Source organism: Cedecea sp. FDAARGOS_727 (genome assembly GCF_012273235.1).
Classification (GTDB): Bacteria; Pseudomonadota; Gammaproteobacteria; order Enterobacterales; family Enterobacteriaceae; genus Cedecea; species Cedecea davisae.
In genome coordinates this window covers 793,747-811,972 of the sequence record NZ_CP050966.1, presented here as the reverse complement: position 1 = coordinate 811,972, position 18,226 = coordinate 793,747, and the positions used below count along the sequence as shown (strand labels likewise).

General features: G+C 55.4%; 20 protein-coding genes. 10 read left to right on the top strand and 10 right to left on the bottom strand.

All coding sequences use genetic code 11. The features are described from left to right. The first annotated feature begins 8 nt into the window (after positions 1–8). From secF to FOC35_RS03990, 3 genes are all read left to right on the top strand, one after another. Positions 9–980, top strand: coding sequence for a protein translocase subunit SecF (secF, locus tag FOC35_RS04000; protein ID WP_016535156.1), 972 nt, complete (start codon positions 9–11; stop codon positions 978–980). Between the two features lie 131 nt (positions 981–1,111). Continuing rightward, entirely contained in the window at positions 1,112–1,477 is a 366-nt protein-coding gene (locus tag FOC35_RS03995; RefSeq protein ID WP_172568215.1) for a VOC family protein, read from the top strand. A gap of 60 nt (positions 1,478–1,537) precedes the next feature. Further along, on the top strand, positions 1,538–2,257 hold the full coding sequence (locus FOC35_RS03990) for a YafY family protein (protein ID WP_172568214.1): 720 nt from the start codon (positions 1,538–1,540) through the stop codon (positions 2,255–2,257). Between the two features lie 26 nt (positions 2,258–2,283). On the opposite strand, the gene FOC35_RS03985 is transcribed toward FOC35_RS03990, so the two are convergent. Together FOC35_RS03985 and FOC35_RS03980 are read right to left on the bottom strand one after the other, a co-directional pair. Beyond that, positions 2,284–3,162 carry a nucleoside-specific channel-forming protein Tsx gene (locus tag FOC35_RS03985; RefSeq protein ID WP_016535159.1) on the bottom strand — a complete coding sequence of 293 codons (879 nt, stop codon included), beginning with the start codon at positions 3,160–3,162 and terminating at the stop codon, positions 2,284–2,286. Between the two features lie 362 nt (positions 3,163–3,524). Then, positions 3,525–4,085, bottom strand: a complete 561-nt coding sequence (locus FOC35_RS03980; RefSeq protein ID WP_172568213.1) for a DUF3251 domain-containing protein — start codon at positions 4,083–4,085, stop codon at positions 3,525–3,527. A gap of 153 nt (positions 4,086–4,238) precedes the next feature. Here FOC35_RS03980 and nrdR point away from each other — a divergent pair, with 153 nt between their 5' ends. From nrdR to thiL, 5 genes are all read left to right on the top strand, one after another. Then, a complete protein-coding gene (gene nrdR / locus FOC35_RS03975; protein ID WP_016535162.1) occupies positions 4,239–4,688 on the top strand; it encodes a transcriptional regulator NrdR in 450 nt (149 codons plus the stop codon). A 5-nt stretch (positions 4,689–4,693) separates the two neighbouring features. Further along, the gene (ribD, locus tag FOC35_RS03970) at positions 4,694–5,812 is read left to right on the top strand and encodes a bifunctional diaminohydroxyphosphoribosylaminopyrimidine deaminase/5-amino-6-(5-phosphoribosylamino)uracil reductase RibD (RefSeq protein WP_172568212.1); all 1,119 of its coding nucleotides are present in this window, start codon (positions 4,694–4,696) and stop codon (positions 5,810–5,812) included. A gap of 76 nt (positions 5,813–5,888) precedes the next feature. Next, positions 5,889–6,359: a 6,7-dimethyl-8-ribityllumazine synthase gene (gene ribE, locus FOC35_RS03965; protein ID WP_016535164.1), complete on the top strand. Its 471-nt coding sequence runs from the start codon at positions 5,889–5,891 to the stop codon at positions 6,357–6,359. A 20-nt stretch (positions 6,360–6,379) separates the two neighbouring features. After that, positions 6,380–6,799 carry a transcription antitermination factor NusB gene (gene nusB / locus FOC35_RS03960; RefSeq protein ID WP_016535165.1) on the top strand — a complete coding sequence of 140 codons (420 nt, stop codon included), beginning with the start codon at positions 6,380–6,382 and terminating at the stop codon, positions 6,797–6,799. A gap of 63 nt (positions 6,800–6,862) precedes the next feature. Next, positions 6,863–7,837, top strand: coding sequence for a thiamine-phosphate kinase (thiL, locus tag FOC35_RS03955; protein ID WP_172568211.1), 975 nt, complete (start codon positions 6,863–6,865; stop codon positions 7,835–7,837). 32 nt (positions 7,838–7,869) lie between these two features. On the opposite strand, the gene FOC35_RS03950 is transcribed toward thiL, so the two are convergent. Genes FOC35_RS03950 through xseB form a run of 4 tightly spaced genes read right to left on the bottom strand, consistent with a single transcriptional unit; the run spans position 7,870 to position 11,934 of the window. Further along, positions 7,870–8,844 carry an aldo/keto reductase gene (locus FOC35_RS03950; RefSeq protein WP_172568210.1) on the bottom strand — a complete coding sequence of 325 codons (975 nt, stop codon included), beginning with the start codon at positions 8,842–8,844 and terminating at the stop codon, positions 7,870–7,872. A gap of 54 nt (positions 8,845–8,898) precedes the next feature. Next, complete coding sequence (gene dxs / locus FOC35_RS03945; protein ID WP_172568209.1) at positions 8,899–10,761, bottom strand: 1-deoxy-D-xylulose-5-phosphate synthase; 1,863 nt, start codon at positions 10,759–10,761, stop codon at positions 8,899–8,901. 29 nt (positions 10,762–10,790) lie between these two features. Next, positions 10,791–11,690 carry a (2E,6E)-farnesyl diphosphate synthase gene (gene ispA / locus FOC35_RS03940; protein WP_172568208.1) on the bottom strand — a complete coding sequence of 300 codons (900 nt, stop codon included), beginning with the start codon at positions 11,688–11,690 and terminating at the stop codon, positions 10,791–10,793. A 1-nt stretch (position 11,691) separates the two neighbouring features. Beyond that, complete coding sequence (gene xseB / locus FOC35_RS03935) at positions 11,692–11,934, bottom strand: exodeoxyribonuclease VII small subunit (protein WP_172568207.1); 243 nt, start codon at positions 11,932–11,934, stop codon at positions 11,692–11,694. Positions 11,935–12,154: 220 nt separating this feature from the next. Between xseB and thiI the strand changes: the two genes are divergently transcribed. Then, positions 12,155–13,603, top strand: a complete 1,449-nt coding sequence (gene thiI, locus FOC35_RS03930; protein WP_172568206.1) for a tRNA uracil 4-sulfurtransferase ThiI — start codon at positions 12,155–12,157, stop codon at positions 13,601–13,603. A 90-nt stretch (positions 13,604–13,693) separates the two neighbouring features. Here thiI and yajL read toward each other — a convergent pair whose 3' ends face one another. Both yajL and panE read right to left on the bottom strand, forming a co-directional pair. Further along, positions 13,694–14,290, bottom strand: coding sequence for a protein deglycase YajL (gene yajL / locus FOC35_RS03925; RefSeq protein ID WP_172568205.1), 597 nt, complete (start codon positions 14,288–14,290; stop codon positions 13,694–13,696). Continuing rightward, on the bottom strand, positions 14,250–15,167 hold the full coding sequence (gene panE / locus FOC35_RS03920) for a 2-dehydropantoate 2-reductase (protein WP_172568204.1): 918 nt from the start codon (positions 15,165–15,167) through the stop codon (positions 14,250–14,252). The genes yajL and panE overlap by 41 nt, the downstream gene beginning before the upstream one ends. Before the next feature lie 140 nt (positions 15,168–15,307). Between panE and FOC35_RS03915 the strand changes: the two genes are divergently transcribed. Next, positions 15,308–15,799 (top strand): YajQ family cyclic di-GMP-binding protein, encoded by a 492-nt coding sequence (locus FOC35_RS03915; protein ID WP_016535174.1) that lies wholly within the window; start codon positions 15,308–15,310, stop codon positions 15,797–15,799. A 16-nt stretch (positions 15,800–15,815) separates the two neighbouring features. Here FOC35_RS03915 and FOC35_RS03910 read toward each other — a convergent pair whose 3' ends face one another. Next, positions 15,816–17,180: an MFS transporter gene (locus FOC35_RS03910; RefSeq protein ID WP_172568203.1), complete on the bottom strand. Its 1,365-nt coding sequence runs from the start codon at positions 17,178–17,180 to the stop codon at positions 15,816–15,818. Between the two features lie 147 nt (positions 17,181–17,327). Continuing rightward, positions 17,328–18,215: a heme o synthase gene (gene cyoE / locus FOC35_RS03905; protein WP_016535176.1), complete on the bottom strand. Its 888-nt coding sequence runs from the start codon at positions 18,213–18,215 to the stop codon at positions 17,328–17,330. Between the last annotated feature and the right edge of the window lie 11 nt (positions 18,216–18,226).

The window sequence follows — 18,226 nt, the reverse complement described above, 5'->3', positions numbered from 1 at the left end:
AGTGCGTTGTGGCACAGGAATATACTGTTGAACAATTGAACTACGGCCGTAAAGTCCATGACTTTATGCGCTGGGATTACTGGGCCTTCAGCATTTCCGGCATCCTGCTGATCCTTTCCGTCATCATTATTGGCGTGAAGGGCTTCAACTGGGGTCTGGACTTTACTGGCGGTACGGTAATCGAAATCGCGCTGGAAAAACCGGCAGATCTTGATGCTATGCGTGCTTCTTTGCAGAAGGCGGGCTTTGAAGAGCCGCTGGTGCAGAACTTCGGCAGCAGCCGCGACATCATGGTGCGCATGCCGCCTGCTAAAGGCGAAACCGGCGGCCAGGTTCTTGGCAGCAAGGTTGTTAGCGTGATCAACGAAGCGACCAACCAGAATGCGGCGGTGAAGCGTATTGAGTTCGTCGGCCCTAGCGTAGGCGCCGATCTTGCTCAAAACGGCGCTATGGCGCTGCTGGTTGCGCTGATTTCAATCCTGGTTTACGTCGGCTTCCGCTTTGAGTGGCGCCTGGCGGCCGGGGTTGTTATCTCGCTGGCTCACGACGTGATTATCACCATGGGCGTGCTGTCGCTGTTCCACATCGAGATTGACCTGACTATCGTCGCATCTCTGATGTCGGTTATCGGCTACTCGCTGAACGACAGCATCGTGGTTTCGGACCGTATTCGTGAAAACTTCCGCAAGATCCGTCGCGGTACGCCTTACGAAATCTTTAACGTCTCCCTGACCCAGACGCTGCACCGTACTTTGATTACATCGGGCACTACGTTAGTGGTTATCCTGATGCTGTATCTGTTCGGTGGCGCGCTGCTGAAAGGCTTCTCGCTGACCATGCTTATCGGTGTGACCGTGGGTACGGCTTCCTCCATCTACGTGGCGTCCGCGCTGGCGTTGAAATTGGGGATGAAGCGCGAGCACATGTTGCAGCAGAAGGTTGAGAAAGAAGGGGCGGATCAGCCGTCTATTCTGCCTTAATCCTGCTATAGCCTGATAAAACCGCAGCCTTCGTGCTGCGGTTTTTTTTCGCCTGCGTTTTCTTGCTGACAGTATGCTGTCAGGAGGGGGTGAGTAGAGTTGCTGCTACTGACAACCAAGGAGAGCAGACAATGAACACCGTAATTAACTGGTTCGAAATCCCGGTAGACAATCTTGAGCGTGCGATCATTTTTTATCATCACGCGCTGGAGATTGATTTTCGACGGGAGCACATTGCCGGTATCGATATGGCGATTTTCCCTCATGAGAAGCCCGCTACCGGCGGCGCTTTGGTTAAAGGCGAGATGTTTACTCCATCCCGCACTGGCGCTGTGGTCTACTTGTACACGGCTAATATTGAAAAGACGCTGCTGAGAATTGGGGAGGCCGGAGGGAAAACGGTTTTTGGCCCGGAAGTCTTACCCGACAACATCGGTACCATTGCGTTAATTATTGATAGCGAAGGCAACTGCGTCGGTTTGCATCAGCCGGCATAAGCCCGGATACTGAAATAAGAGCCTGCCATTCCGGCGGGCTTCACTGCAGGCCTGTTTATTATGAGCCGAAGAGCCGACCGGCTATTTCAAATCGTACAAATTCTTCGCGGCAGACGCTTAACAACGGCAGCCCAGTTGGCCGAGCGGCTGGAGGTTTCTGAGCGCACGATATACCGCGATATCAGAGATCTTTCTTTGTCGGGTGTGCCTGTCGAAGGTGAGGCCGGGTGCGGCTACCGTCTGTTGGCCGGTTATGATCTGCCGCCGTTAATGCTCACTGCTGCTGAGGTTGAGGCGGCGGTTGCGGCGCTAAGAATGGTACAAACCTGGAGCGGTGAGGCGCTGGCGAAGTCGGCTGAGTCCGTCCATGAAAAGCTGATGGCGATACTGACCCCGGAAAAACGTCGAGTGGCGGAGCAAAGCCGCATTATCTCTCCTGATTTTAATAAATTTCCTCAGGTAAAGATCTGGTTTGATCTTCTCCATACCGCAATTGGCGAGCTGAAGGTGGTTCACCTCAGTTATGAGAATGAGAAGGGGGAGCTTTCAGAGCGCGATATTCATCCGCTGGGATTATCGTTCTGGGGAGAGATTTGGATTGTGGTGGCCTGGTGCGAGGCGCGCGACGATTATCGCAGTTTCAGGCTGGATCGCTGCCGTGATATGCGTTTGACCGAACGCCGCTATCAGGCGCGTCACGATCGCTCATTACAGGACTTTATTTCGCTTCAAAAGCGTAAAGGGATGCCTGTTTTATCAAAAGAAAAGCCGGTCTGTTGACCGGCTTTTGCCTTCATGCGAAGTGCTTAGAAGTTGTAGCCTACGACGAAGTAGCCACCCCAGCCGGTCGCGTGAACGGTGCCGTCCATCCAGTTCAACTGAGTGCCGTCGTTCCACTGGCCGCCGTTATGGAAGTAACGGGCGACGATGGAGTAGTGCAGGTGAGCGTAGTTCAGGGAAAGGATATGGCTGGAAGCGATAGAGTTGTTGCTACGCTGTTTCAGGCCGTTAGTGCCGTATCCGCTGGTATCGCCCAGGTCTGAACCCCAGTCGAAGTTGGTGAAGCCGATGTAGCTCAGGTTACCGCCCCACAGGGAAGTAATTGGCACGAAGTATTTCACCTTGAAGCGGTAGCCATCCCACTCGTTTTCGTTGTTGGCTTTGTAGTTCTGCCACTGGTATTTGGCGTACACGTTCATGGACAGGCTCATCGGCAGGCCGGTGTCGATGTCGGTACCCAGACCCATGTACCAGGTGCTCTGGCGGCCGGTAGCGTTACGACCCATGTCGTAGATGTAGTTGTTAGCAACATACCATTCTTTGAACGGGCCAAAGCTCAGATCTGCGCCGGTCAGCTTGTCGATGGAGAAGCGAGGTTCGATTTCCATAAACAGTGGGGAACCGTGGTTCCAGATACCTTTCGCCTGGGTGTTACCGCCGAAGAAGACCGGTGCATCCATATAGCCGTAGAAATCGAACCAGTCTTTTTTGGCGAAAGCTTCGTATTCCAGATAGGTATCGTTGCGCAGCTGCGGCCCGAAGCGGGTGTGGTAGCTGCCGACAACGTTAACACTCTGGTGCCACCAGTCGGAGAGGTATTCGCTGTTTTTTGCTTCTTCTGCGCTGGCAGAGAAAGAGCTGGAAAGTGCCAGAACGGTGCCGGCTGCCAGAATAATTTTTTTCATATTTTTAGCCACTGTTTACGTAATTTTGGTGCGAAGCGGATGTGAGATGTCATCCATGGCCGCGGGTTCCAGGGGGAGGACCTTAGCAGCGCGACTATTATAGAAATCCCTGCTCACAAAAATATGTGCTATTTCACATTCTTCTCATATGCGTAATCGATTGCGTTCACGTTTGCGCACAATAAAAACGGCGTGATTGTACCTGCTTCGTCAAATTACGCAAACAAGCGTCAGGTTGTTACAGATAAATGTGACGGGTGTCACGCTGTTGGCGGGCGAGAAACAGGGATTTTGCTTCGCATTTTGTGCGGGCGGTGTGAAGGAGTGTGACGAACTCCCCCGCCGGGCAGGGGAGACGAAGATTACTGCGCTGGGCTAACCGGTGAGGCCGAAGCTGGCTGTATGTCGTGAACGCGCACAAAGCCCAGCTGTTCCGGGGTAATGCCGGATAAACGCAGCGGAATGGAGACGTCGCTTGGCGCCAGGATGCTGGCCGGGGCTTCGATTTGCTGCGTCTGAACGTTAACTTCCTGGAAGCTGTCCGTGGTGCCCTGGATCTGGCCCCACTCAACCTTGCCGCTGAAGGCCGGAAGCGGGCTGTTAGACTCACTCTTAATCAGCAGCGTGGCGCGGGTGCCGTTTGCCTCCGCCGCCACGTTAGTCAGCGACATTTTAAGGCTGCCGAGCTGGCTGTTCAGGCGTGCCGCCGTGTTCGAGCCGGGGAGCAGGTAAACGCCGGTCGTTGATTTGGCGTTCAGGGCATTTTGCTGAGTCAGTTTTACCGTTTGCTGGCTGAGCTTCGTCATTTCCTGGTTTAGCGAGCCGATTTGGCTGCGCATCTGGCGCACTTCGGTTTGCTGGGCGCAGGCGGTCAGGCTCATCAGGCTGGACACCAGGATAATTCTTAGGTAAGTCTTTGTCATGATTGTTTTTTCCTCATTGCCGTTCTCTGATTTAAGCGTAGTTCAGGCAAGCTGGAAAGCGCTATTTCTCTCTGCCGGGACGGCGGTGCCTTTGTACTCCCGCGACTTCGCGGTAAACTATTGTTCATCTTTATAATCCCAGCAGGAAACGCCATGCATTGCCCATTCTGTTTCGCCGTGGACACCAAAGTTATTGACTCTCGCCTGGTGGGGGAAGGTTCATCCGTACGCCGTCGGCGCCAGTGCCTGGTTTGTCACGAACGTTTCACCACCTTCGAAGTGGCCGAGCTGGTGATGCCCAGAGTGGTGAAGAGCAATGAGGTGCGTGAGCCATTTAACGAAGACAAACTCCGCAGCGGCATCCTGAAAGCGCTCGAGAAGCGCCCGGTTAACTCCGACGACGTAGAAATGGCTATCAGCCACATTAAGTCGCACCTTCGAGCAACGGGCGAACGAGAAGTGCCGAGTAAACTGATTGGCAACCTGGTGATGGAGCAGCTAAAGAAGCTGGATAAAGTCGCCTATATTCGCTTCGCCTCGGTCTACCGCAGCTTTGAAGATATAAAAGAGTTTGGTGAAGAAATCGCCCGTTTACAGGATTAGAACCGATGTCCCTTGATGAACAGTTTATGGCTCGTGCGCTTGAGCTGGCTAAGCGCGGACGTTTTACTACGATGCCGAACCCAAATGTCGGCTGCGTAATTGTTAAAGACGGCAAAATTGTTGGTGAAGGTTTTCATTTTCGCGCCGGTGAGCCGCATGCCGAAATTCATGCTCTGCGCATGGCGGGCGAGCAGGCTCGCGGGGCAACGGCCTATGTGACCCTCGAACCTTGTAGCCACCACGGGCGCACGCCGCCGTGCTGCGATGCGCTTATTGCCGCTGGCGTGGCGCGGGTGGTTGCCGCCATGCAGGACCCTAACCCGCAGGTTGCCGGGCGCGGGCTTTACCGCCTGCAACAGCAGGGCATCGAGGTCAGCCACGGCTTAATGATGAACGAGGCCGAAGCGCTGAATCGCGGGTTCCTCAAGCGTATGCGCACCGGTTTTCCATTTATTCAGCTTAAGCTCGGCGCTTCGCTGGATGGCCGCACCGCGATGGCAAGCGGGGAGAGCAAATGGATAACGTCTCCTCAGGCGCGCCGCGACGTTCAGCGCCAGCGCGCACAAAGTGCCGCTATCCTTTCAAGTAGCGCTACCGTACTGGCGGACAACCCCTCATTGACGGTACGCTGGGACGAGCTGGATAGCGCAAGCCAGTCGCTCTATGAGCAGCAAAATCTGCGCCAGCCGATCCGCATCGTGGTGGACAGCCAGAATCGCGTTACCCCCGGTCATGCTCTGATTAACCAGCCGGGCGAAACCTGGCTGGCTCGCACCCGGGCAGATGAAGAAAGCTGGCCTGAAGGCGTGGAACAGCTGCTGGTGCCGGAGCATAACGGCCATCTCGACCTGGTGGTATTGATGATGCAGCTTGGCAAACGCCAGGTGAATTCAGTCTGGGTTGAAGCCGGTGCCACCCTCGGCGGCGCGCTGCTGCAGGCGGGGCTGGTGGACGAGCTTATCGTCTATCTGGCGCCTAAGCTGTTGGGCAACGATGCCCGCGGTTTATGCGCGCTGCCGGGGCTCGAAAAACTTGCCGATGTGCCGGAATTCAGCTTCAGCGAAGTCCGCCAGGTCGGCCCCGATTTGTGCCTGCACCTGACGCCGGTTTATGGGCGTCAGTAAAACGTAAGCAGTCACGAAAAGATTATGATAAAATCCGCCCCCCTGCGGGGCTAAACAGAACCCGTAAAGGAAGATTATGAACATTATTGAAGCAGCTGTTGCTACTCCAGACGCTCGCGTCGCCATCACCATCGCGCGTTTTAACAACTTCATCAACGACAGCCTGCTGGAAGGTGCTATTGACGCCCTGAAACGTATCGGCCAGGTGAAAGACGAAAACATCACCGTGGTTTGGGTACCGGGCGCTTACGAGCTGCCGCTGGCCGCAGGCGCGCTGGCGAAAACCGGTAAGTACGACGCGGTTATCGCGCTCGGCACCGTGATTCGTGGCGGCACTGCGCACTTCGAATACGTTGCCGGCGGTGCCAGCAACGGTCTGTTAAGCGTTGCCCATGACAGCGGTATTCCTGTTGCCTTTGGCGTGCTGACCACTGAAAGCATTGAACAAGCCATCGAACGCGCTGGTACTAAAGCCGGTAACAAAGGTGCCGAAGCTGCACTGACCGCGCTTGAAATGATTAATGTATTGAAAGCCATTAAGGCCTGATTTTTTGTAAGGGGAAATCCGTGAAACCTGCTGCTCGTCGCCGCGCCCGTGAGTGTGCCGTCCAGGCGCTCTACTCCTGGCAGTTGTCCAAAAACGACATCTCTGATGTTGAATATCAGTTCCTGGCGGAACAGGACGTCAAAGACGTTGACGTTAACTATTTCCGCGAGTTGCTGAGCGGGGTGGCAACTAACAGCGCGTATCTGGATGGGCTGATGAAGCCTTACCTGTCTCGTCTGCTCGAAGAGCTGGGCCAGGTGGAAAAAGCGGTACTGCGCATTGCGCTGTTTGAACTGTCGAAACGTGACGATGTGCCATACAAAGTGGCCATCAACGAAGCGATTGAACTGGCAAAAACCTTCGGTGCCGAAGACAGCCACAAGTTCGTTAACGGCGTTCTCGATAAAGCCGCTCCAGCCATTCGTCCCCACAAAAAGTAATCTTCTGGCCGGGTTCTACCCGGCCTGCTTCTTTCTGCAACTGACATTCTTGAGGTATTACGCATGGCATGCGGTGAGTTTTCCCTGATTGCCCGTTACTTCGATCGCGTAACAAGTTCCCGTCGTGATGTGGAAACCGGTATTGGCGACGATTGTGCGCTGCTGTCGGTCCCCGAAAAACAGCTTCTGGCCATCAGCACCGATACGCTGGTCTGCGGGAACCACTTCCTGCCGGATATCGATCCGCGCGATCTGGGTTACAAAGCTCTGGCAGTTAATTTAAGCGATCTGGCCGCAATGGGCGCAGATCCGGCCTGGCTGACGCTGGCCTTAACGCTTCCTGAAGTCGATGAAGAGTGGCTTGCCGCCTTCAGCGACAGCCTGTTTGAACAGCTGGATTATTACGATATGCAGCTGATCGGCGGCGATACAACCCGTGGCCCGCTCTCTATGACGCTGGGTATTCACGGCATGATCCCTGCCGGGCGCGCGCTTAAGCGCAGCGGCGCAAAAGGCGGGGATTGGATCTACGTTACCGGTACGCCGGGAGACAGCGCCGCCGGGCTTGCCATTGTGCAAAACAGGCTCCAGGTTGCCGACCTTCAGCATGCTGAATATTTACGCAAGCGCCACCTGCGGCCAACGCCTCGCGTGTTGCACGGCCAGGCGCTGCGCGATTTAGCTAACAGCGCCATCGATCTGTCCGACGGCCTGATTTCCGATCTCGGCCATCTTCTCAAAGCCAGCGACTGCGGTGCGCGAATCGATCTCGATCAGCTGCCTTATTCCGAAGCGATGCTTATGCACGTTGAGCCGGAGCAGGCGCTGAAGTGGGCGATGGCGGGTGGAGAAGACTACGAGCTGTGCTTCACCGTACCGGAACTGAACCGCGGCGCGCTGGAAGTGGCGATTGGCAACCTGGGCGTGCCTTATACCTGCATCGGCCAGATTGTTTCTGCTTCTGAAGGGCTACAGTTCACGCGTGACGGTAAGCCTGTGACGCTGGACTTTAAAGGTTACGATCACTTTTCTTGCTAGCCTTTGACCCTCTCCCTGAAAGGGAGAGGGTGTTATTTAAAACCCGCCACCGGGTGGCGCTGATAAGGCGTCTCCAGCTCCGCAATTTCCTCCGGCTTCAGCGTTAAATCCACCGCGCCCAGCAAATCATCCAGCTGTTCCTGCCGTGAAGGGCCGACAATCGGCGCGGCAATACCCGGCTTGCTGAGCAGCCACGCCAGCGCGACCTGCGCCCGGGAGGCTCCTTTATCGGCGGCTACATTTGCCAGCCGTTCGGCGACAATCGCGTCGTTCTCGTTGTTGGTCTGGTAGAGCGATTTACCCACTTCATCAGAAACCGACCTTGCCGTGGTATCGCCCCAGGGGCGAGTGAGCTTGCCGCGCGCCAGAGGGCTCCACGGGATAACCGCGATGTTTTCTTGGTAGCAAAGAGGCAGCATGTCCAGCTCCTCCTCGCGATAAATAAGATTGTAGTGATCCTGCATGGAGACAAAACGCGCCCAGCCTTCCCGAGCCTGCAAAGCCAGCGCCTGAGCGAACTGCTCGCTGTGCATTGAGGATGCGCCGATATAGCGTGCTTTACCGGCTTTTACCACGTCGTTAAGCGCTTCCAGCGTCTCCTCAATCGGCGTGTTGTAGTCCCAGCGGTGAATTTGCAGCAAATCCACATAGTCCGTTCCCAGCCGTTTCAGGCTGTCGTCGATAGCACGCAAAATTTGTGGGCGGGATAAGCCCTGAGGCAGGTCGCCAACCTGGTGATAAACTTTGGTGGCGACAACAACGTCTTCGCGGCGGGCAAAGTCACGCAGCGCACGGCCAAGGATCTCTTCGCTGCTGCCGTCCGAGTAGTTGTTGGAGGTATCGAAGAAGTTAATCCCTTTATCGAGGGCATGGAGAATAAGTTCCCGGCTGCTCTCTTCGGGTAGTGTCCAGGCGTGGCCGCCGCGGTCAGGCTCGCCAAAAGTCATACAGCCGAGGCAAAGGCGGGAAACGCGGAGGTCTGTTTTTCCTAATGTGCTGTATTGCATGGTTCCACTCCTGCTATTGAGATGCTTTAAGCATAGCAGGAGTGGAGGAGGGGGTTAGCTAAGCCAGCCGCGGATCCTGGCTTCTATGCCGGCAGCATCGAGGCCAATTTCCGCCCGCGCTTCTTCCTGAGTTCCCTGAGGAATAAAGAAGTCAGGCAGGCCAAGATTCAGCACCGGGACAGGTTTACGATGCGCCATCAGCACTTCGTTCACGCCGCTGCCCGCCCCGCCGATAATGGCGTTCTCTTCAAGAGTGACCAGCGAGTCGTGGCTGGCCGCAAGCTCAAGGATCAGCGTCTCATCCAGCGGTTTCACAAAGCGCATATCGACAAGCGTTGCGTTCAGCGCTTCGGCTGCCGCTGCGGCTTCCGGCAGCAAAGTACCGAAGTTCAGCACGGCCAGCTTTTCGCCTTTGCGCTTCACTACGCCTTTGCCGATTGGCAGCATTTCAAGCGGCTCCAGAGTGGCTCCGGTGCCGCTACCACGCGGATAACGTACCGCGCTCGGGCCTTCATTGTAGTGATAGCCGGTATGCAGCATCTGGCGACATTCGTTCTCGTCGCTCGGCGTCATAATAACCATCTCCGGAATACAGCGCAGGAAGGAGATGTCGAACGCACCCTGGTGAGTTTGCCCGTCGGCACCCACAATGCCCGCGCGGTCGATGGCGAACATCACCGGCAGCTTCTGGATAGCCACATCGTGGATAACCTGATCGTAAGCACGCTGCAGGAAGGTGGAATAAATCGCCACCACCGGCTTGTAGCCGCCGATAGCCAGGCCAGCCGCGAAGGTAACCGCATGCTGCTCGGCAATCGCCACGTCAAAATATTGCTCCGGATACTGGCGGGAAAATTCCACCATGCCCGAGCCTTCACGCATTGCTGGCGTAATCGCCATCAGCTTGTCGTCATGGGCGGCGGTTTCACATAACCAGTTGCCGAAAATCTTCGAATAACTCGGCAGGCCGCCGGTGCTTTTTGGTAGCGTGCCGCTTTGCGGGTCAAACTTAGGCACCGCATGGAAGCTTATCGGGTCTTTCTCGGCTGGCGCATAACCACGCCCTTTTTTGGTCATGATGTGCAGGAACTGCGGGCCTTTCAGGCTGCGCATGTTCTTCAGCGTATTCACCAGCCCAACAACGTCGTGGCCATCAATCGGCCCGATGTAGTTAAAACCTAACTCTTCAAACAGCGTGCCCGGCACCACCATGCCTTTGATATGCTCTTCGGTACGCTTGAGCAGCTCTTTAATCGGCGGCACGCCGGAGAAGACTTTCTTGCCGCCTTCGCGCAGGGTGGAGTAGAGCTTGCCGGAAAGCAGCTGAGCCAGATGATTGTTCAGCGCACCAACGTTCTCGGAGATAGACATTTCGTTATCGTTGAGGATAACCAGCATGTCCGGGCGAATATCCCCGGCGTGGTTCATTGCCTCAAATGCCATGCCTGCGGTTATCGCGCCGTCGCCGATGACGCAGACGGTTTTACGGTCTTTGCCCTCTTTCCCGGCGGCTACGGCAACCCCAATGCCCGCGCTGATGGAGGTCGAAGAGTGGCCGACGCTAAGCACGTCGTACTCGCTTTCCGCGCGCCACGGGAACGGATGCAGGCCGCCTTTCTGGCGAATGGTGCCAATTTTGTCGCGGCGGCCGGTCAGAATTTTATGCGGATAGGCCTGATGGCCCACGTCCCAGATGAGTTGATCGAACGGCGTGTTATAGACGTAGTGCAGCGCCACGGTCAGTTCGACCGTACCAAGCCCGGAGGCAAAATGCCCGCTGGAGCGGCTTACGCTGTCGAGCAGGTAGCGACGCAGCTCATCGCAAAGCTTGGGCAGGCTCTCTTTAGGCAGCACTCGCAGATCCGGGCTGGCGTCAACCAGAGCCAGGGTCGGGTATTTGGCGATATCAAAACTCATCAGAAATCTAAACTCATCGTTGTTATACGTTATTTATCACGGTGGATAATGTAGTTTGCTAACGCTTCCAGAGCCGTTGTATCCAACGACAGGGTGGAAAGCTCTGCCAGGGCCAGCAGCGCTTCCTGATAGAGATCTTGCGCCTTCGCCTGGGCCTGTTCAAGACCCAACAGCGCCGGATAGGTACTTTTCCCAAGCTGCTGGTCCGCGCCCTGGCGTTTGCCCAGGGTTGCGGTATCGCCGATGACGTCGAGAATATCGTCCTGCACCTGGAAGGCGAGGCCGATGCTTGCCGCGTAGCGATCCAGAATCGGCAGCGCTTTACGGCCCTTTTCTCCGGCGCTCAGCGCGCCAAGACGAACCGCCGCGCGAATCAGCGCTCCGGTTTTATGGCGGTGAATGCGTTCCAGCTCTTCGAGACTAACCTGCTTGCCTTCGGCCGCTAAATCCAGCGCCTGACCCCCGCACATCCCGGCAACGCCGCTGGCGCTTGCCAGCTCAGAAACCATCGCTAAGCGGGAGGCAATTTCTACGCCCGGCATGGGCGCATCACTTAGTATAGAGAAAGCCAGCGTTTGCAGGGCATCTCCGGCCAGAATTGCGTTCTCTTCGCCAAATTTGATGTGGCAGGTTGGCTGACCCCGGCGCAAATCGTCATCGTCCATTGCCGGTAAGTCGTCGTGAATCAGAGAGTAAGCGTGAATACATTCTACGGCGGCAGCCGGAGCGTCCAGCGCTTCATCGGCTATGCCGAACATTTCACCGGTGGCGTACACCAGGAACGGGCGCAGGCGCTTACCGCCCAATAGTGAGCCATAGTGCATCGCCTGAACCAGTGGACTGTTCTGAAACGGCAGCGGTGCAAGGAAGCGAGAAAGCGCATCATTGACCCGCAGCACATGGGCCTGCAGCTGTTGATTAAAGTCCATGTTACTCGGCGTCCGGTGTGAAAGGAGTCAGAGGCGTTTCTTCGCTGTCGCTCAGCAGAATTTGCACGCGCTGTTCTGCCTGCTGAAGTTTCACTTGCCCCTGGCGGGCCAGCTGTACGCCGCGTTCAAACTCGTTGAGCGCCTCTTCAAGCGCAAGATCGCCGCTTTCCAGACGAGTAACTATTTGCTCCAGTTCGACCAGGGCGGTTTCGAAGCTGGCCGGGGATTCAGTTTTTTTCGGCATAGTGAATGTCTGACTCTATTTTAATTCGACGCCGACATGGTAACGGAGTCGATATGATTATCAAGCAAGCTTATGTAACTCGGTTAGGGTGCACAGTCTTAGCGGGAAAATGATATACTTGCGCGCCTCGGATGCAGGTGGCCTGATGCCGCTGCAGTTCTTCTCCTTTAAGCCCGCATTCTGCATAGCATGTCCGGCTGACTAACGAACCCTTACCGCCATGAAGTTTATCATTAAATTGTTCCCGGAAATCACCATCAAAAGCCAATCTGTGCGCATACGCTTTATTAAGATGCTTACAGGGAACATTCGTAACGTTTTAAAACACTACGATGAGAGCCTGGCGGTCGTCCGCCACTGGGACAATATCGAAGTTCGCGCCAAAGATGAAAACCAGCGTATCGCTATTCGCGAAGCGCTGACCCGTATTCCGGGCATCCACCATATTCTTGAGGTGGAAGATGTGCCGTATACCGATATGCACAACATCTTTGAGCAGGCTCTGGAGCTTTATCGCGACAAGCTGGAAGGTAAAAGTTTCTGCGTGCGCGTTAAGCGCCGCGGCAAGCACGAATTCAGCTCGATTGAAGTGGAACGCTATGTCGGCGGCGGCCTGAATCAGCACATCGAGTCCGCTCGCGTGAAGCTGAACGACCCGGATGTGACCGTTAACCTCGAAATCGAAAACGATCGCCTGCTGCTGGTGAAAGGCCGTTATGAAGGTATCGGCGGGTTCCCTATCGGTACTCAGGAAGACGTCCTGTCGCTGATTTCCGGCGGGTTCGACTCCGGCGTTTCCAGCTACATGCTGATGCGTCGCGGCTGCCGCGTACACTATTGCTTCTTTAACCTCGGCGGCGCGGCTCATGAAATCGGCGTTAAGCAGGTTGCTCATTACCTGTGGAACCGTTTCGGCAGTTCTCACCGCGTGCGTTTTGTCGCGATTAACTTCGAGCCGGTCGTGGGCGAAATTCTCGAGAAAATCGAAGATGGCCAGATGGGCGTAGTGCTGAAACGTATGTTTGTGCGCGCCGCTTCCCGGGTTGCCGAGCGCTACGGCGTACAGGCTCTGGTGACCGGCGAAGCGCTGGGGCAGGTATCCAGCCAGACGCTGACCAACCTGCGCCTGATCGACAATGTGTCCGACACCTTGATCCTACGCCCGCTTATCTCCCACGATAAAGAGCACATTATCGATCTGGCTCGTGAAATCGGCACCGCTGATTTTGCCCGCACCATGCCGGAATACTGCGGCGTTATCTCGAAAAGCCCAACGGTGAAAGCGGTTAAGGCGAAGATCGAGGCCGAGGAGCTGAATTTTGACTTCTCGATCCTGGATAAGGTGATTGAAGAAGCGACCAATATCGACATCCGCGAAATTGCTACTCAGACTCAGCAGGAAGTGGTGGAAGTTGAAACGGTTAACGCTTTCGGCCCGAACGAAGTGTTGCTGGATATTCGCTCTAACGACGAAGTGGATGAAAAGCCGTTTGTGCTGGAGGGCGTAGAAGTGGCCACGCTGCCGTTCTATAAGCTAAGCACTAAATTTGGCGATCTCGATCAGAGTAAAACCTATTTGCTTTGGTGTGAGCGCGGAGTGATGAGCCGCCTGCAGGCGCTGTACCTTAGCGAGCAGGGCTTTAAGAATATTAAGGTGTACCGCCCGTAAGGGATGAGCTCTCAAAAGGGCTGACCCTCTCCCTGGCACCGCTCTGATTCCCTCGCCCCTTTGGGGAGAGGGTTAGGGTGAGGGGAGAGGCTACTGATAATCCCGGAAGCTGTAAATTCCCGCCGCCAGCACTAGCTGCTGCGAAACCTCGTGCGCCTTCTCACGGCTCACCAGCAGGTCGATAATCTTCAGAGCAAAATCAATCGCCGTGCCCGGCCCCTGGCTGGTTAACAGATTAACTCTCGGGTCCCACACCACTCTTTTATCCTGCCATTGCCCTTCAGGAATCGTCTCTTTCAGCCCGGGGAAACCGGTCATATTACCTATCGGGAACAGTTCGTGCGGCACCAGAACCGTGCCAGCGGCGGCGCAAATTGCCGCAACGATTCGCCCTGAAAGATGGAATTGACGCACGGTTTCGACCAGCAATGGGCTGTCGCGGAAGCATTCAGCGCCTTTAAGGCCGCCGGGCAGCACGATGATGTCGAAGTCACCGTCGGCCACCTCCACCAGCGGCACATCAGCCAGCAATTTAACGCCACGAGAGCAGACAATTGTTAAATCACCGTCGCCGGCAACGCTTGCGGTTGTGACTTTAATCCCACCGCGCACCAGCAGGTCAATGGTGGTGACCGCTTCGGTCTCTTCAGTTCCAGGTGCCAGGCAGACCAGCGCTTGTGCGCTCATACTCATTCTCCTTACGTTTAACCAGCTCATAGAGGCGGGCGTTGACCGGGACAGGTATTCCATGTGCCCGCGCCCGGCGCAGCAGGTAGCCGGTGATATAATCAATTTCCGTGTGGCGTTCGAGGCGGATGTCCTGAAGCATTGACGAGGTGTTTTCAGCCGTGCTGCAAATCACCTGCTCCACATAGTCCAGCAGGCTCTGCTGCGAGGTATGGTGACCTTCACGCTCCATCACCTGCGCGACTTCATAACAAATGCTGGCAACCTCTTCCTTATGCTCCGTCAACTCGCCGTTGCTGCAGTCATAGATTGCCGTTAGCGGGTTAATCACGCAGTTGACCGCCAGTTTGTTCCAGCTCGCCGGGCTGATGTTGTCGTGCCAGGCTACGTCGGGCAGCGCGGCGTGCAGCGCATCCGCAAGATAGCTGTATTCGCTTGCTTTTGCATTCCCGGGGCCAATATGGGTAATACCCGAAGCGACGTGAACAATCACGCTGCCGTCTCGTTTTGCCGCCTGAGTAGTCAGCCCCAGCAGCAGAGGCTGAGAAAGGGACCGCAGTTCGTCCAGCGTGCCCATGCCGTTATGCAGCAGCAAAATGGGGCAACTGGCGGGAAGCTGAGCGGCCAGGGTGCGCACGGCGTCGGAAACCTGCCATGCCTTGAGCGTCACCAGCAGCAGGTCGCTGGCGGCGAGAAACTCAGGATCGTTAGCAATAAACGACTTGTTGAATACGCGGCCGTCGGTGTTATCAAGCAGATTTACGTGGCAATACGGCTGCGGTACGCGCAGCCAGCCCTGAAGTTCATGACCTTGCTTATGTAGTGCCGTCAGCCATAGCTGGCCCAGCGCACCGCAACCCAGCACGGTGATTTTCATTATTGCCTCCCCACCCGAATACCGCACGGGTGTTAAACTTACTCTCTATTATAGCGTTATCGGCTTTCTGGCTGCTTAACAGGTTGTTTTGCTCCGCTCAGCGGGTATTATGCAACGCAAACCAGAGAGGGAGAAAACACATGCCATCTTTTGATATCGTTTCTGAAATCGACATGCAGGAAGTGAACAACGCGGTAGAAAACGCCGAGCGCGAGCTGGCGACCCGTTTTGACTTCCGTAACGTGCCTGCGACCTTTGAGCTGAATGAAAAAAATCAGACTATCAAAGTCGCCAGCGAGTCTGACTTTCAGGTTAACCAACTGCTGGACATCCTGCGTGCCAAGCTGCTGAAACGCGGCATCGAAGGGAGCTCTATCGATGTGCCGGAAGAGTTCGTGCACAGCGGTAAAACCTGGAGCGTGGAGGCTAAACTGAAGCAGGGTATTGAAGCCAGCATTGCTAAAAAAATCGTTAAGCTGATTAAAGACAGCAAGCTTAAGGTTCAAACGCAGATCCAGGGCGAAGAAATTCGCGTGACCGGTAAAGCCCGTGATGATTTACAGGCGGTCATGGCGCTTATCCGTGGCGGTAATCTGGGGCAGCCGTTCCAGTTCAAGAACTTCCGCGACTGACGGTCTGAAGGGGCGGTTACGCCCCTTTTACCAACTGCTCAATCTCATATCTGTTGGTCAGCTTACTGTCGATTTTCACGTAGGCGCTGCGCTCTTCAGGAATAATATTCGCCTCGCTCACACCCGGCTGCGCCAGCAGTCTCGCCAGCATTCCCGCGTCATCGACGCTGCTCTCCGGTAATTCAATTCTCAGGCTGCTGACGTACGGCGGTTCCTGCATTGTCCAGCTTACCAGCAACCAAACTGCTGCCAGCAGCGCGCCGGCCAGAAACACGGTTTGAGAATCAAACAGCCCGTTCAGCCAGCCGCCGAGCGACCCGCCGATAGCTACGCCCAAAAACTGGCTGGTGGAGTAAATACCCATCGCCGTGCCTTTATAGCCAGCGGGAGACTCTTTGCTGATAAGCGAAGGCAAAATCGCTTCCATCAGGTTAAAGGCCAGGAAGAACAGCTGCACGCCGATGACCAAATCCCAGAAATGCGGGCCTGCGCCCCACAGCACAATTTCAGCAATCAGCAGTACCGCCACGCAGCCGACAAAGACGTGCTTCATGCGGCGCTTAACTTCGGCGTAGATGATGAATGGCACCACCGAGACAAAAGAGATAAGCATAGTGAAAAGGTAAATTTTCCAGTGCTGAGCGGCGGGGAAGCCAGCCTGCTCCAGCTGCCCCGGCAGGGCCACGAAGGTGGACATCAGCATGATGTGCAGGCACATGATGCCGAAGTTTAACTTCAGCAGTTTTGGCTCGGCAATGACCTTGCGAAAACAGCCCTTAACCATGCCGGACTCACGGTTCAGAACGTGAGTTTTGGAGTTTGGCACCACCCAGAGGGTGATTAAAATACCGCAGCTTGCCAGCACCGCAATCATCCAGAACAGAGCCTGCAGGCCGAGCGCCTGGGTGATGATTGGTCCCAGCACCATCGCGATGGCGAAGGTCACGCCGAAGCTGACGCCAATAAACGCCATGGCCTTAGTGCGGTTCTGCTCGCGGGTCAGGTCTGATAGCAGCGCCATCACCGCGGCGGCAATTGCGCCTGAACCTTGTAAGGCACGGCCAAGAATAACGCCCCAGATAGAGTCGGTGAGGGCGGCAATAATGCTGCCGATAACAAAGATAGCCAGGCCGCCGACTATCAGCGGTTTGCGGCCAATGCGGTCAGAGAGCAGGCCGAATGGAATTTGAAACAGCGCCTGAGCCAGGCCGTAGATCCCAATCGCCAGGCCGATAAGCGCTTCGCTTGCGCCCTGTAAAGCCATACCCCAGGTGGTAAGAACCGGCAGCACCATAAACATGCCCAGCATGCGCAGCGAAAAGACGGTTCCTAAACCCCACGTCGCTCGTAGCTCGACGGGCGTCATTTTGTAATCGTTCATTACCACCTCAGATAAAAAGTCGGCCTTAGTGTAGTGCGAGGGAAGGGGAGGGTAAATGGATAGTTATTTAACAGATATTACAGCGCTGATGCATTGATGATATTAATAAAAAAAGGCACCGAAGTGCCCTTTTATACTGTTCGTGACTTACCAGACGTAAGTCAGCAGATTATGTGAGTCTGGCACCATGAAATCGACCGACATCATTACGCTTAGCGAGGTGATGGCGACGATGGAGAAGATGAACAGCTTGCGCGCCCATACTTTATCGTCTTCCACTTTATAGCCCCGCAGCGCCATGCCCAGCCACCACACGCTTACCGCAGCGGCAACGACCAGGTATTTGTACCCGGCGTAGCCACCCAGAGAAAGCATCAGCGTGGCAACGGCAAAAGCGATGATATACAGCGTAATGTGGTTTTTGGCGACCGAAATGCCTTTTACTACCGGCAGCACTGGAATGTTAGCCGCCTGGTAATCTTTAAAGCGGAAGATGGCAATCGCGTACGAATGCGGCATCTGCCACAGGCTAAAGATAGCCAGCAGAATAGCGGCCCCGGTATCGAACTCGTTGGTCACGGCGCAGTAGCCGATAACCGGAGGAGCCGCGCCGGACAGGCTGCCAATCAGGGTGCCGTAGACCGAGTGGCGTTTCATGTAGAGGCTATAAACCCCGACATAAACCACAAAGCCCATCACGGCCAGCCACATTGCCAGTGGATTAGCACCAAACCACAGCAGCATGAAGCCAGCAATACCCAACAAGGTGGCATACACCAGCGAAATTTTCGGTGAAATCAGGCCTTTAACCAGCACCCGATTCTTCGTCCTCTCCATCTTCTGGTCGATGTCACGGTCGATAAAGTTGTTATAAACACAACCCGATGCGACTACCAGCGACACGCCAACCAGGGTGTAGAGAAACAGGGGGTAATTAATGCTGCCCTTCGAGGCCAGTAAAAATCCCCCAATGACAGAAATTAAATTGCCGAAAATAATTCCTGGTTTCGTTACTTGCAGGTATTGCTTAATCATACACGCCGCTC